We start from the raw sequence: 14,643 nt of genomic DNA, 5'->3' as shown, positions 1-14,643 counted from the left end.
CTGGGAGCCGTGCGGCGGGCCGCGGGTGCCCTCCGCAGGGTTCCCTCCGCCGGTCGCGGGCGCCGGGCCGCACGCGTGGCAGGGCGGTCGGAGTCGGCGTAGGGTCGAACGTCGTGACCTCCCGCACCTCTGACTCCCCGGCCCCGGCACTGGGCTGGCTGCTGCTCATGCCGGCCGTGCTGGGCATGCTGATCACGCTGGTCCTGCCCACCGTCCTGACGATCGGCTTCAGCCTGCGATCAGGCGGGCTCGAGGGGCCGAGCCGGTTCGCGGGGGCGGACAACTACCTCCGCCTGTTCGCCGACGACACCTTCTGGCCCGCGCTCGGCTTCACCCTGTCGGTGACGGTCATGCCGCTGCTCGTCGCGCTCGTCGTCGCGCCGCCGCTGGCGCTCGCCCTCGACCGGGGCGGCACGTGGGTCAGGCGGGCCGGGCGGATCCTGCTCTCGCTGTTCCCCGTGGCCTTCTCGCCGGCCGCCGTGGCCGTCTCCTGGCTGCGCGGGCTGCGGGCGGACGCCGACGGCCCGGCGGCCTGGGCCGGCTCGCTGGCCGACCCGGCGACCGCCCCTGGAACGCTCCGGCTCATCGTGGCCGCCGCCACCTTCGGCGTGGTGTGCGCGCTGGCGGTCATGGCGTTCCTGCCGGCGCTGCGCGGTGACGCCGGTGTCACCCCGGCCATGCTGGCGGTCGGCGGGATCGTCGCGCTCGCCGCCGTGGCGGCGGGGCTGCAGCTGTTCACGCTGGCCCAGGTGCTGACCGGGGGCGGGCCGATGGACTCCACCCAGACGCTCGCCCTCCTGCAGTACACGTTCACCTGGCGGGCGGGCCACCTCGGCCTGGGCGCCACGCTGGCCACCGTGACCGGCGTGATCGTCTGGGTGCTCGGGATCGCCGCCACGATCCTGGCCGTCGCCTCCCGCATGCGCCTCACCCTGACCCCCGCACCCGGCCGCGAAGCCCACTCCGACGCCGACCCCGCCCTCTCGCCCGTCCCCGGCGTCCCGCACACGCCCGCCGGGCCACCCGTGCCGGACGTCCCGTACGAGCCCGCCGGCTCGCGACCGGCGGACTTCCCGTACCCGTCCGCCGGCTCGCGACCGGCGGACGCCCCGTACGCGTCGCACCTGTCCGGCTCGTACGCTTCCGCCGAATCACCCGTCCCGGGCGCCCCCTACGCGCCCGGGAAGGCGCCCGCGCCCGCCGGACCGTACGCGCCCCAAGGCGTGGACGGAGCCGGGACGTCCGGGCGGCGGGCCTCCGCGGGCGGCGTGGCCGCCGGGCTGGTCGCGCTGGCCGTCGTCACCGTCGCCGCCGTCGCGGGAAGCCTGCCGTGGCTGTCGGGCCTGTTCGAGCCGGGAGAGACCGTCGCCGGCCCGAACGTGCACCTGAACACCTGGCTCCCCGCCTTCGCCGGCGCCCTCGTCTCCGTCGGCGTCGCGTACCTCGGGGCGCTGGGCATCGGCGGCCTGCGCCCGCTCGGGCGGCGCAGCGAGTGGCTGCTGCTGCCGTTCGCGCCCTGGTTGTTCGTCGGCCCCGGCCCGCTCGGCATCGCCAACTGGAACACCGTGCGAGGCCTCGGCCTCGTCGACACCTTCGCCGCCCTCGTGCCGCCGCTTCTCGTGAGCGTGCCCGCGCTGCTCGTCCTCACCCTGCTGTGCAAGGGCCTGGCCGAGCGGAACACCGCGGACCTGCTGTCCGGCGTGGTGAAGCCGTCGCTGCCGATGGCCGGCATCCTCGTGGTCGCCGTCACGCTGGTGAACGCCCAGGACCTGCTCTGGCCCCTCCTGGTCACCCAGCAGCCCGACCTGGCCACCGCGCCGCTCGCCCAGGCCATGGCCGCCGGCCGGTTCCCCGGCGGCGCCGCCGACGTGGGTCTCGCCACTCCGCTGATCCCCATGGCGCTCGCGCTGGCCGCCGTGGTGGCGGCCCAGCTGCTGTACCTGGATCGGCTCGCCCTCTCCGTCGGACGCGATACCGGGTCGCGGTCCTCCGTCCAGGATGCGTAGGTTTGTCGGCTGTGGACATTCGTGATGTGACGGCGGACGACCTCGACGCCGTGCTCGACCTACGCAAGCGCTCCTTCGGCCCCCTGTCGGCCGGGGACGTGGCGACCTTCCGCAAGATGGTGCATCCCACTCTCGCGGCGGGCCGCTACCTCGGCGCCTTCGAGGGCGGCCGGCTCGCGGCCGCGGCCCGCCTGCGGCCGTTCACCCAGTGGTGGCACGGCAGGCCGCAGCCCATGTCCGGCGTCGCCGGGGTCACCGTCAGCCCGGAGGACCGGGGGCGCGGCGTCGGCAGCCTCATCATGCGCGCCGCGATCGAGCGGGCCGCCGTCCTCGGCGACGCCGTGTCCGCGCTCTATCCTGCCACGACCCCCATCTACCGGTCGCTCGGCTACGAGCACGCCGGCGCCCAGCACCGGGTGACCCTGCCCGCCGAGTCGCTGCGCACGGTCCGCCCGGCCGGGAACGTCCCGCTGCGCCGGATGGGGCCCGGCGACGCCGCCGAGGTCATCGCCCTGCTGCACCGGCTGCACGCCGGCTCCCGCGCCAGCGGCCCGATCTCGTGGGGAGAGGACATCTGGCGGCTCTGGCTCGCCGAGGAGGACGACTTCCTCTACCTGGCCGACGACGGGTTCGCCGTCTACCGGTGGGATGGCCAGGACATCGAGGTGGACAACGTCGTCGCCGGCTCGGCCGAGACCGCCAGGGCGCTGTGGTCCTTGGTCGGCACGTCCTCGTCGGTCGCCAAGCAGGTCAAGGCCGTGGTCGCGCCCGACGACCCGGTGCTGTGGCTGCTGCGCGAGCGGTCGAAGGAGACGGCCGAGCAGGTGCGATGGATGTTCCGGGTGATCGACCTGGCGGAGGCGGTGGCGCGCAGGGGCTGTCCGGCGGCGGTGAACGCCGCGGCCGTCGTGCGGGTGGAGGATCCGCTGCGGGCCGGCAACGCGGGCCTGTGGCGCCTGGAGTTCGCCGGCGGTTCCGGCGCGGCCACCCGCGAGACCGGAGAGGCGGACGCGCCGGTGCTGAGCGTGAACGGGTTCTCGGCCCTGTACGCGGGCGTCCCCGTCGCCACGCTGCGGCGCGCCGGCCTCATGACCGGCGACGAGCGTCACGACGAGGTGCTCGACGCCGCTTTCGCGGCCCGCCCGTACATGCTCGACTACTTCTGACAGGCGTTTCCCGGTGCGCGAGCGGGCCGGGAAACGGTAGAGTCTCGTGCCGAACTGGTGTTCGGCGGGCGCGGGGAGGCATGCCGGTGCGGGTGATGGGCGTCGATCCGGGGCTGACCCGGTGCGGCCTGGGGGCCGTCGAGGGGCGCCCGGGCGCGCCGCTCAGCCTGGTGGCCGTCGGGGTGGTGCGCACCGCCGCCGACGACGAGCTGGGAGTCCGGCTCGTCGGCATCGAGGCCGGCATCGAGCGGTGGCTCGACGACGTCCGTCCCGACGCCGTCGCCGTCGAGCGGGTCTTCAGCCAGCACAACGTCCGCACCGTCATGGGCACCGCCCAGGCCGCCGGCATCGCCGTGCTGTGCGCGGCCCGCCGCGGCCTGCCGGTCGCCCTCCACACGCCGTCCGAGGTCAAGGCCGCCATCACCGGCAGCGGCACCGCCGACAAGAAGCAGATCGGCGCCATGGTCACCCGGCTGCTGCGGCTGAGCGAGATGCCCAGACCGGCCGACGCCGCCGACGCGCTCGCGCTGGCCATCTGCCACGTGTGGCGCGGCGGCGCCCAGCACCGCCTGGCCGCCGCCGTCGCCCGGGCCGGACGGAAGGACCCCCGGCTGTGATCGCCTCCGTGACCGGCCGGGTGACCGCCATCGCCCCCGACGCGGCCGTCGTCGAGGTCGGCGGCGTCGGCGTCCTCGTCCACTGCGCCCCCGGCACCCTCGCCACCCTCAGGACGGGGCAGGAGGCGCGCCTGTCCACCTCGCTCGTGGTGCGAGAGGAGTCGCTCACGCTGTACGGGTTCGCGACCGACGACGAGCGGACCGTCTTCGAGATGCTCCAGACCGCCAGCGGCGTCGGTCCCAAGCTCGCCCTGTCCATGCTCGCCGTCCACTCCCCGCAGGCCCTGCGCGTGGCCGTGGCCTCCGCCGACCTCAAGGCCCTGACCCAGGTGCCGGGCATCGGCCAGAAGGGCGCCCAGCGGATCGTCCTGGAGCTGAAGGACCGCCTCGGCGCCTCGCCCGAGGCGGTCGACGCCGCGCTCAACGGCCCGCGCGGGGACACCGTGTGGCGGGAGCAGGTCCACTCCGGGCTCGTCGGGCTGGGTTACTCCGGCAGGGACGCCGACGAGGCCGTCGCCGCCGTCGAGCCCCAGGCCGAGGCCGACCTGGCCGCCGGCCGCCCTCCGCAGGTCGCCGCCCTCCTGAAGGCCGCGCTCCGGGCGCTGAGCGTCCGGTGACCCGCCCCGCCGGCGGGCCCGCCCGCCTTCACCTGGGAACGCGTCCCGTACAGGCGCCCGCCGAGCGCCCCGGGCGGCGACCTGGCCGCGGTGACGGCGGCGGGGTGTGGGAGGCTCGCGGGCGGAGGTGGCGGCGTGAGCTTTGAGCGTGAGCTCGTCTCGCCCGACGCCGACGGCGAGGAGCGGCAGATCGAGGCGGCGCTGCGGCCCAAGCGGCTGGCGGAGTTCATCGGCCAGGCGAGGGTGCGCGAGCAGCTGTCGCTGGTGCTGGAGAGCGCGCTGCGGCGGCAGCGGCCGCCCGACCACGTGCTGATGAGCGGCTCACCGGGGCTCGGCAAGACGACGCTCGCCATGATCGTCGCGGCGGAGCTGGGCGCGCCGCTGCGCATCACCTCGGGCCCCGCGCTGGAGCGGGCCGGCGACCTGGCGGCCATCCTGTCGACGCTGGCCGACGGCGAGGTGCTGTTCATCGACGAGATCCACCGGATGGCCCGCCCCGCCGAGGAGATGCTCTACATGGCGATGGAGGACTTCCGGGTCGACATCGTCGTCGGCAAGGGCCCCGGCGCCACCGCCATCCCGCTCGACATCGCCCCGTTCACGCTCGTCGGCGCCACCACCCGGGCGGGCCTGCTGCCGGCGCCGCTGCGCGACCGGTTCGGGTTCACCGCCCACATGGACTTCTACGAGACCGGCGAGCTGGAGCGGGTGCTGCGCCGTTCGGCGGCGCTGCTCGCGGTCGAGCTGCCCGACGACGCCGCCAACGAGATCGCCAGGCGCTCGCGCGGCACCCCCCGCATCGCCAACCGGCTGCTGCGCCGCGTGCGCGACTACGCCGACGTGCGCGCGGGCGGCGTCGTCGACCGCGAGGTGGCTGCCAGCGCGCTCGACCTGTACGAGGTCGACGGCGAAGGGCTCGACCGGCTCGACCGGGCGGTGCTCGGGGCGCTGCTGCGCAAGTTCGGCGGCGGACCCGTGGGCCTGTCGACCCTGGCCGTGTCGGTGGGGGAGGAGCCGGAGACCGTCGAGGTCGTGGCCGAGCCGTTCCTCGTGCGTCAGGGCCTGATCGCCCGCACTCCGCGCGGACGCGTCGCCACCGCCGCGGCCTGGACGCATCTGGGCATGACACCGCCGCCCGACGCGTTCGGCGCGGGTCACTCCACCTGATCACAGATCGGTTGCAACCATTGCAAATCGGGAACTTCCCCGCGCGCCGAAACGCTGCTTCGTTGCCGCGTTTCGCAACAAGCGCCTACACTCCGTGGCTTGGCTGGCTGTGTAGGCTGATGCGCTGAGCGGCGCGGCCCGCAACCGCGGAATTTCCGGCTGAACGCCGGTGTCAACTCTCTGTACGAAGATGGAAGGTCGCCCTCTGATGGACCAACTCATGAGCATCGCGCCGCTGATCCTTCTGGTGGTGGTGTTCTACTTCCTGCTGATCCGCCCGCAGCGCAAGCGCCAGCAGGAGGCGCTTCAGATGCAGAACTCGTTGACGCCCGGCACCCGAGTCATGACGACGACGGGTCTTTTCGGCACCGTGGTCGCCGTCGACAATGAGGACGTTATCCTCGAGATCGCGCCCAACATCCAGACGCGCTGGGTGAAGGCCGCCATCGGCCGTGTGGTGACGCCCGGCGACCCCGTCGCCGACGAGTCTGTCGTCGACGAGCCTGTCGTCGACGAGCCTGTCGTCGACGAGACGGCCGACACCGACACGACCGCGGATCGCAACGGCGGCCAGGACTCCAGCAAGAAGTCCTGACCTCAAACCCCCAATCCGAAAGAACTGACGACCAGTGGCCCGACCGACCAGCAGCCACAGCAAGCCGGGGCGGACGCTCCTGCTGCTCCTGGCGCTCATCCTCGCCCTGGGCGGGACGATGTTCTTGCAGAAGGCGTACACGCCGAAGCTCGGACTCGACCTCGCCGGCGGTACGACGGTGACCTTGTCACCGGTCACCCAGGACGGTGCCCCTCCGCCTGAGGAGATCCTCGACCGCGCGGTCAACATCATCCGCGATCGGGTCAACGGCACCGGCATCTCCGACGCCGAAGTCGCCAAGTCCGGCGACAACATCATCATCTCCATCCCCGGCGTCGGGCAGAGCGAGGCCATCGAGCTGGTCGCGACCACTGCCGAACTCCGCTTCCGGCAGGTCCTCGCGATGGAGATGACTCCCATCGCGCAGGAGCAGCTGGCCACCCAGGCACCCAGCCCTGACGTCTCCCCGACGGCGTCGACGACCCCGTCGACGCCGTCGGTCGCGCCGAGCCAGTCGGCCAGGCCGCAGTCGTCGGTGTCGCCGTCGGTCTCGCCCACCGGCAAGGGGCTGTCGTCGGCGCTGACCGACCCGCAGCCGTCACCCTCGCAGACGCCCAGGCAAGGTGACCGGGGGACGCAGGACAAGAAGGCGACACCGTCGCCGTCCGCGACCGGCGAGCCCTCACCAGGCCCCGACGCCCAGAACCCCAACGCGCAGATCGACACCGAGGGCATCGACCCGGCGGTGCTCAAGCAGTACACCGCGCTCGACTGCACCGATCCGAAGAACCGCGGCCAGGGCGTGCAGGACGACCCGGGCAAGCAGTACGCCGCGTGTGAGTCCGACGGCACCTTCAAGTACATCCTCGACGTCGCCAAGGTCGTCGGCACCGACATCGACACCGCCACCGCGGGCGTCCAGCAGGGCAGCGTCGAATGGGTGGTCCAGCTCGACTTCAAGAGCGCCGGCGCCCAGGAGTGGAGCAAGCTCACCTCCACCGCCTACAACTCGCAGGATCCGCGCAACAAGGTCGCGGTGGTCCTCGACGGCGTGGTCATCACCGCCCCCAACATCATCAGCCCGATCCCCGGCGGCCGCGCCGAGATCACCGGCGGCTTCGACCAGCAGAGCGCCACCGAACTCGCCGAGCAGCTCAAGTACGGCGCGCTGCCGCTGAAGTTCGAGCGCAGCTCCATCGACACGGTCTCCTCGACGCTCGGCCAGGACCAGCTCGAGGGCGGTCTCATCTCCGGCCTCATCGGCCTGATCCTCGTGGTCGTCTACTGCCTGCTCTACTACCGCGGCCTGGGCATCGTGGCCGTGCTGAGCCTCGTGGTCGCCTCGATCCTCACCTACACCGCCGTCGTCGTGCTGGGCCACAACGCCGGCTTCCGGCTGTCCCTGCCGCACATCATCGGCCTGGTGGTCTCCATCGGCATCACCGCCGACTCCTTCATCGTGTACTTCGAACGCATCCGCGACGAGATGAAGGAGGGCAGGCGAACGCTCCGCGCCGCCGTCGAGGTGGCCTGGGTACGCGCCCGGCGCACGATCCTGATCGCCGACGCCGTCATGTTCATCGCCGCGATCGTGCTCTACCTGCTGTCCGTGGGCGGCGTCGCGGGCTTCGCCTTCGCGATGGGCCTCACCACGCTGATCGACATCGTGGTGGTGTTCATGTTCACCAAGCCCCTCATCGCGCTGCTGGCGAGGCTGAAGTTCTTCGCCAAGGGTCATCCGCTGTCCGGCCTGGACGCCGAGCGCATGAGCGCCGTCGACACCAGCGCCACCCGCCACAAGACCACCCCGCAGGAGGCCTGAGATGGGACTGGGGCGTCGCCTCTACCGGGGCGAGATCGACGTCGACTTCGTCGGCAAGTGGCGGCTGTGGTACAGCCTTTCCGCCGTGCTGCTGGTGATCTCCTTCGCTGGCCTGCTCATCAACGGGCTCAACCTGGGCGTCGAGTTCAAGGGCGGCTCGGTCTTCTCCTTCAAGCCGCAGACGACGGTCAGCGTGCAGGAAGTGCGGGAGACGTTCCTGGAGCAGGGCATCCACCAGCCGATCGTGCAGACGGCCGGCGACCGCTACCGCGTGACCACCGAGACGCTCGCCGAGCGCCAGAGCCTGCAGATGCAGGAGTCGATCTCCAAGGAGTTCGGCACTCCGGTCGACCAGGTCAACGTGCAGTCGATCGGCGCGTCATGGGGCGGTGAGGTGTCCACCAAGGCCCTGTGGGGCCTGGTCGCCTTCATGGTGGCGATCATCTTGTACCTGTCGATGGCGTTCGAGCCGAAGATGGCGCTCGCCGCGATCGTCGCCCTCTTGCACGACCTGGTCATCACGGCCGGCGTCTACGCCTGGTCCGGGTTCGAGGTCACTCCGGCGACGCTGCTGGGCTTCCTGACCATCCTCGGTTACTCGCTCTACGACGCGGTCGTGGTGTTCGACATGATCAAGGAAGTCACGGCCAAGCTCGGCGCCACGTCGAAGCAGACCTACTCGATGGCCGCCAACGACGCGCTCAACCACACGCTGATCCGCTCGCTGAACACGTCGCTGGTCGCGATCCTGCCGGTGGCGGCGATCCTGTTCATCGGCACCACCGTGCTCGGCGCGGGCACGCTGAAGGACCTCGCGCTGGCCCTGTTCGTCGGCATGATCGTCGGCACCTACTCCTCGATCTGCGTGGCCACCCCGATGCTGGTGACCCTGAAGGAGCGGGAGCCGAAGTACCAGGCCATCGCCAGGAGGCTCGCCTCCACCGGCGGCGGCAAGGGCGGCGCCAAGCGCGCGGCCGCGGCCAAGGGCTGAGTCCGCCTCCGCGCCCCCGTCCCGTCCGGACGGGGGCGCAGTCGTGGGCGCGGGCTGAGGCCCCGCAGGGCGGGGGTGTGGGGCCGTACGAGATGCGCCATCATGGAGCCCGGCGGAAGCGGACCGATAGTCCGCCCCGGCGCCGGCCTTCGCCCGTCGCATCTCCGTCATCGACCCCCAGCCTCGTCGAACATCTCCCGAGGAGTACGGCATGAGCCACCTTGAGACCACGATCCTGGAGCGCATCCGGGACGTGCCCGACTACCCCAAGCCCGGCGTGGTGTTCAAGGACATCACCCCGCTGCTCGCCGACCACGCCGCCTTCCGCGCCGTGGTGGACGGACTGGCCGCCGGGTTCGAGGCCGACAAGGTCGTGGGCATCGAGGCGCGCGGCTTCATCGTGGCCGCCCCGGTGGCCTACCGGGAGGGTGCGGGCTTCGTACCTGTCCGAAAGAAGGGCAAACTGCCTGCCGCGGTGCTCGAAGAGTCCTACGATCTGGAGTACGGTTCGGCGACCATCGAGGTGCACGACGACGCGTTCTCTCCTGGTGACCGGGTGCTCATCGTCGACGACGTGCTGGCCACGGGCGGCACGGCGGCGGCGACGGTGGAGCTGGTACGCAGGGCGGGGGCCGAGGTGGCCGGCGTCGCCGTGCTCATGGAGCTCGCCTTCCTGAAGGGGCGCGAGCGCCTGCCGGGAGTGGAGATCCGCTCCCTCGTGATCGTCTGAGGAGGACCCGAGGCGGTCCAGGTGCGTCGCCTGGATACACTGGGGATCTGGACTCGAACGTGAGGAGTCTGAGTGCCCCGTGATGTGGTCGTGCCCGACGTAACGGACGCGGGTGGCGCCGCCGCCCAAGGCGAGGCTGCCCCGGCCGCGCCAGCGGCGCGCCGGCGGCGGTTTGGGGGTGGGGCCATGAATCCGGTTCTGGAGCCGCTCTTCCGCACCGTACGCGCCACCCACCCCAAGGCTGACCTGCGCCTGATCGAGCGCGCCTACGACATGGCGGCTCACCATCACCGCGACCAGAAGCGCAAGAGCGGTGATCCCTACATCACCCACCCGCTGGCCGTGGCGACGATCCTGGCCGAGCTCGGCACCGACGACGAGACCCTCTGCGCCGCCCTGCTGCACGACACGGTCGAGGACACCGCCTACGGCCTCGACGAGTTGCGCGCCGACTTCGGCGACACGATCGCCTCGCTGGTCGACGGCGTCACCAAGCTCGACAAGGTGAAGTTCGGCGACGCGGCGCAGGCCGAGACCGTGCGCAAGATGGTCGTGGCCATGTCCCGCGACATCCGCGTGCTGATCATCAAGCTGGCCGACCGGCTCCACAACATGCGCACCATGCGCTACCTGCCCGAGCACAAACGCCACCAGAAGTCGCGCGAGACGCTGGAGATCTTCGCCCCGCTGGCCCACCGCCTGGGCATGAACACGATCAAGTGGGAGCTGGAGGACCTCGCCTTCGCCATGCTCTACCCCAAGCGCTACGACGAGATCGCGCGCATGGTGTCGGAGCGGGCGCCGCGCCGCGACCTGTTCCTGCAGGAGGTCATCGAGAAGGTCTCCGGCGACCTGCGGGAGGCCCGCATCAGGGCCGTGGTCAAGGGCCGGCCGAAGCACTACTACTCGGTCTACCAGAAGATGATCGCCCGCGACGTGGCCTTCGACGACATCTACGACCTGGTGGGCATCCGGGTCCTCGTCGACACCGTACGCGACTGCTACGCGGCGCTCGGAACGATCCACGCGCGCTGGAACCCGGTGCCCGGCCGGTTCAAGGACTACATCGCGATGCCCAAGTTCAACATGTACCAGTCGCTGCACACCACGGTGATCGGTCCCGAGGGCAAGCCGGTGGAGCTGCAGATCCGCACCCACGCCATGCACCACAGGGCCGAGTACGGCGTGGCCGCGCACTGGAAGTACAAGGAGGAGGTCGGCGGCCCCGGCCCGGTCGGCAAGGTCAAGCCCGGCAGCGACATGGCGTGGCTGCGCCAGCTCCTCGACTGGCAGAAGGAGACCTCCGACCCGGGCGAGTTCCTGGAGTCGCTCCGGTTCGACCTGTCGGTGTCCGAGGTCTACGTGTTCACCCCGAAGGGCCAGGTCATCGCCCTGCCCGAGGGCGGCACCCCCGTCGACTTCGCCTACGCGGTCCACACCGAGGTGGGTCACCGCTGCATCGGCGCGCGGGTCAACGGCCGGCTCGTGCCGCTGGAGTCGCGGCTGGGCAACGGCGACACGGTCGAGATCTTCACCTCCAAGTCGCCCGACGCCGGCCCGTCGCGCGACTGGCTGAAGTTCGTCAAGTCGGGCCGTGCCCGCAACAAGATCCGGCAGTGGTTCTCCAAGGAGCGCCGCGAGACCGCGATCGAGGCGGGCAAGGAGGCCATCGGCCGGGCGATGCGCAAGCAGGGCCTGCCGCTGCAGCGGCTGATGTCCGGAGAGGCGCTGCTGGCGCTGGCCCGCGACCTGCGCTACCCCGACGTGTCGGCGCTCTACGCGGCCGTCGGAGAGGGCCACGTCGCCGCGCAGACGGTCGTGCAGAAGCTCGTGGCGTCCATCGGCGGCGTGGAGAGCGCCGAGGAGGACATCGCCGAGACGTCGCTGCCGACCCGGCTGCGCGGCCGTCCCAGGGGCGGCGGGGGCGCCGGCGTGGTGGTGGCGGGCGACGCCGACGTGTGGGTGCGCCTGTCGAAGTGCTGCACCCCCGTGCCCGGCGACGAGATCGTCGGCTTCGTCACCCGGGGCCACGGCGTGTCGGTCCACCGGGCCGACTGCACCAACATCCAGCAGCTCAGGGCGCAGCCCGACCGGCTGGTGGAGGTCAGCTGGTCGCCGAGCGACGACAGCGTGTTCCTGGTGGCCATCCAGGTGGAGGCGCTCGACCGGCCCAGGCTGCTGTCCGACGTCACCCGCACCCTGTCCGACCAGCACGTCAACATCCTCAGCGCCTCGGTGACGACCTCCAGGGACCGGGTGGCCGTCAGCAAGTTCACCTTCGAGATGGGCGACCCCAAGCATCTGGGCCACGTCCTGAAGGCGGTGCGGGGCATCCAGGGCGTCTACGACGTCTACCGGGTCAGCGGCTGAGTCGCGTCACCGCATGCGCAGGTCCGGCTGGTCGACCACGATCGCCTCCTGCGTGCTGCGGGCGATGACCACGACCGCCTCGGTGTCCGGGTCGGGGTTCTCCTCGCGGTGCGGGACGAACGGCGGCACGAACACGTAGTCGCCGGGCCCGGTCTCGATCCGCCGCTCCTGCCCGCCGTCCAGGAACACGAACACCGGATTCCCGCTCACCACGTAGATCGCGGTCTCGGAGTCGCCGTGATGGTGGTCGGCCGAGCGGGTCGCGGGCGGCACGTGCGTCTGTCCCATCCACAGCCGGCGCGAGCCGGTGGCGGCGTCGCTGATCGCCGCCAGGCGCCGCATCCCCGTGCTCTGCGCCGTCGCCTCCGACAGCGCGGCGGGGGTGACGTGCCACAGCGGGCGGTGGAAGACGTCGCCGGCCACCCGGTATCCCTCCCACAGGCGTCCCCCGGCCCGTTCCAGCACCCGCCCGGCGACCGCGGCCAGCTCGTCGGGGGCCTGCCTCGCCCGCAGCAGCGCCTCGGCCAGCCCGGGGTCGTGCGCGCGCAGCTCGCGCAGCAGCCACTTGCCGTCGCCCTGCCACCGCCCGCCCAGCGACAGCGCCAGCCGGGCGGCCGCCTCGACCACGTTCCACTCGATGAACGCCAGCTCACCCGGGTCCGTAGCGCCCTCCAGGTCGTCCAGCAGATCGGAGAGCACGTACCGCGCCCTGTCGAGCGCGGCCTGAGAGGGCGCGCCGGGGCCGCTCTCCAGGCGGGCCCCCAGCTCCTCGCGGAGCCGCTCCAGCCGCCCCGCGCTCCGGTCGGCCAGCACGATCCCCTCGGCGCAGAACCGGGCCAGCACCGGCTGTCTCCTGGCGAAGTCCCGCTCTATCCAGACGCCGAGGCTGGTCCGGCTGTGTGCCAGCAGGTCGACCGGCCAGTCGTGCCGCCGCAGGGACTCCCGGTACGGCTCCGTGAGCCCTTCCACGACGACCAGGATGTCGAGGTCGGAGGTGGGCGTCCGGCGGCCGGTGACGACACTGCCGCCGAGCAGGGCGGCCCACGCCTCCGGGAACAGCTCGCCGACGAGGGTACGGGCCTCGTTCACGGGATCCATGGCCGCCACGATAGCCAACCACGCCCGCCATGATCGAGAAGCGGGCGATAGAGCGTCAGCCGACCACGCCCGACATGATCGACAGAGGTCGGCCGTCAACGGGAAACGGGCGCCAGCGGGACCGCGCCCGCCGTCAGCGGGGGACGGGCGCGGGGGCGGCCCGCCTGACCGGCGGGCCGGGTGGTCAGCTGAACTCGGCGAGCGTGCGCTCGGCCTCCTCCAGCCAGGCCCGGCGGGCGGCGATCGCCTCCTCGGCCTCCTTGACGTCCTTGGCGCGGCCGGCCGTCTGCGCCTTCGCCAGGCGCTTCTCCAACTGCTCGATGGAGGTGCGCAGCTGGTCGACGGTGCTCTGGGCGCGGGCGCGGGCCTCAGGGTTGGAGCGCTTCCACTCGGCGTCCTCCGCCTTGCGGATGGCCTCGTCCACCTTGCGCAGCCCGCCTTCGAGACGGTCACGGTGCTCACGGGGCACCGGGCCCGCGGCCTCCCAGCGCTCCAGCAGGTGGCGCAGCTGGCCCCGCGCGGCGCGCACGTCGGTGACCGGGAGCAGCTTCTCGGCCTCGATCAGCAGCTCCTCCTTCACCTGCGCGTTGGCGGCCAGCGAGGCGTCCCGCTCGGCGAACACCGCGGAGCGGGCCTGGAAGAACTGGTCCTGGGCGGCCTTGAAGCGCCCCCACAGCTCGTCCTCGACCTCCCGCGAGGCCCGGCCCGCGCTCTTCCAGCGCTGCATCAGGTCCCGGTAGACGGCCGCGGTCGGCCCCCAGTCGGTCGAGTCCGCGATGGACTCGGCCTCGGCGACGATGGCCTCCTTGGCGGAGCGCACGCCCTCGCGCTGCTCGTCGAGCGTGGCGAAGTAGGCCTTGCGGCGCTTGGCGAAGGCCGTGCGTGCGGTCGACAGCCGCTTCCACAGCTGCGCCTCCGTCACCCTGTCGATCCGGTCGGCGGCCTTCCACTCCTCGACGAGCTGGCGCAGCCGCTCGCCGCCGGACTTCCAGTGGGTGGTCTCCTCGGCGATGCGCTCAGCCTCGGCGACGATCCGCTCCTTGACGGCCTTGGCCTCGGCGCGGGCGACCTCGCGGGCCGCCTTCAGCTCCTCGCGGCGCTGCCCGACGAGCTCGGTCAGCCCGTCGAGGCGGGCCGTGAGCGCGCCGAGGTCGCCGATGGCGTGCGCGTCGGCCACGGCCTCGCGCAGCTTGGCGATGCTGGCCTCGGCCTGCGCCGGGGCCAGGTCGGTGCCGCGTACGCGCTGCTCCAGCAGCTGGACCTGGCCCGCCAGTTCGTCGTACTTGCGATGGAAGTAGGCCAGCGCCTCTTCGGGCTCACCGGCCTGCCAGGACCCGACGGCCCGCTCTCCCTCAGCCGTTCGCACGTAGACGGTGCCGTCGTCGTCTACCCGGCCCCACGGGTCGGTGCTCACCGTGTCCTCCCGCACTTTCCATCAGACCCTTCGGGACTGTTCGTCCCTAG

Annotated in this window: 12 protein-coding genes; 10 read left to right on the top strand and 2 right to left on the bottom strand. The window is 72.2% G+C overall.

Translation table 11 applies throughout. The annotated features are described in order from the left end of the window. Window positions 1-113: 113 nt before the first annotated feature. The 10 genes from ACQEUU_RS24245 to ACQEUU_RS24200 all read left to right on the top strand — a co-directional run bounded on the left by ACQEUU_RS24245 (window position 114) and on the right by ACQEUU_RS24200 (window position 12,081). Complete coding sequence (locus tag ACQEUU_RS24245) at window positions 114-2,006, top strand: hypothetical protein (protein WP_433069681.1); 1,893 nt, start codon at window positions 114-116, stop codon at window positions 2,004-2,006. Window positions 2,007-2,017: 11 nt separating this feature from the next. Continuing rightward, window positions 2,018-3,172 (top strand): GNAT family N-acetyltransferase, encoded by a 1,155-nt coding sequence (locus tag ACQEUU_RS24240; RefSeq protein ID WP_433069678.1) that lies wholly within the window; start codon window positions 2,018-2,020, stop codon window positions 3,170-3,172. A gap of 86 nt (window positions 3,173-3,258) precedes the next feature. Then, on the top strand, window positions 3,259-3,789 hold the full coding sequence (gene ruvC, locus ACQEUU_RS24235; protein ID WP_433071968.1) for a crossover junction endodeoxyribonuclease RuvC: 531 nt from the start codon (window positions 3,259-3,261) through the stop codon (window positions 3,787-3,789). Continuing rightward, complete coding sequence (gene ruvA, locus ACQEUU_RS24230) at window positions 3,786-4,406, top strand: Holliday junction branch migration protein RuvA (protein ID WP_433069676.1); 621 nt, start codon at window positions 3,786-3,788, stop codon at window positions 4,404-4,406. Before ruvC ends, ruvA begins: the two co-directional genes overlap by 4 nt. 135 nt (window positions 4,407-4,541) lie before the next feature. Beyond that, entirely contained in the window at window positions 4,542-5,573 is a 1,032-nt protein-coding gene (gene ruvB, locus ACQEUU_RS24225) for a Holliday junction branch migration DNA helicase RuvB (RefSeq protein ID WP_433069673.1), read from the top strand. 220 nt (window positions 5,574-5,793) lie between these two features. Continuing rightward, window positions 5,794-6,168 carry a preprotein translocase subunit YajC gene (yajC, locus tag ACQEUU_RS24220; RefSeq protein WP_433069670.1) on the top strand — a complete coding sequence of 125 codons (375 nt, stop codon included), beginning with the start codon at window positions 5,794-5,796 and terminating at the stop codon, window positions 6,166-6,168. 34 nt (window positions 6,169-6,202) lie between these two features. Further along, window positions 6,203-7,990 carry a protein translocase subunit SecD gene (gene secD / locus ACQEUU_RS24215; RefSeq protein WP_433069667.1) on the top strand — a complete coding sequence of 596 codons (1,788 nt, stop codon included), beginning with the start codon at window positions 6,203-6,205 and terminating at the stop codon, window positions 7,988-7,990. A gap of 1 nt (window position 7,991) precedes the next feature. Then, window positions 7,992-8,981, top strand: a complete 990-nt coding sequence (secF, locus tag ACQEUU_RS24210) for a protein translocase subunit SecF (RefSeq protein ID WP_433069664.1) — start codon at window positions 7,992-7,994, stop codon at window positions 8,979-8,981. Between the two features lie 211 nt (window positions 8,982-9,192). Then, the gene (locus tag ACQEUU_RS24205) at window positions 9,193-9,711 is read left to right on the top strand and encodes an adenine phosphoribosyltransferase (RefSeq protein ID WP_433069661.1); all 519 of its coding nucleotides are present in this window, start codon (window positions 9,193-9,195) and stop codon (window positions 9,709-9,711) included. Window positions 9,712-9,897: 186 nt separating this feature from the next. Next, window positions 9,898-12,081, top strand: a complete 2,184-nt coding sequence (locus ACQEUU_RS24200) for a RelA/SpoT family protein (protein ID WP_433069658.1) — start codon at window positions 9,898-9,900, stop codon at window positions 12,079-12,081. Window positions 12,082-12,087: 6 nt separating this feature from the next. Here the strand turns inward: ACQEUU_RS24200 and ACQEUU_RS24195 are convergent, their stop codons facing one another. Next, window positions 12,088-13,179, bottom strand: coding sequence for a cupin domain-containing protein (locus ACQEUU_RS24195; protein ID WP_433069656.1), 1,092 nt, complete (start codon window positions 13,177-13,179; stop codon window positions 12,088-12,090). Between the two features lie 184 nt (window positions 13,180-13,363). Further along, entirely contained in the window at window positions 13,364-14,593 is a 1,230-nt protein-coding gene (locus tag ACQEUU_RS24190; RefSeq protein ID WP_433069653.1) for a DUF349 domain-containing protein, read from the bottom strand. Window positions 14,594-14,643: the final 50 nt, after the last annotated feature.

This window comes from Nonomuraea sp. CA-218870, from assembly GCF_050936535.1.
Classification (GTDB): Bacteria; Actinomycetota; Actinomycetes; order Streptosporangiales; family Streptosporangiaceae; genus Nonomuraea; species Nonomuraea corallina.
The sequence above is the reverse complement of the archived record's forward strand: the minus strand, read 5'-3'. Positions and strand labels throughout refer to the sequence as shown.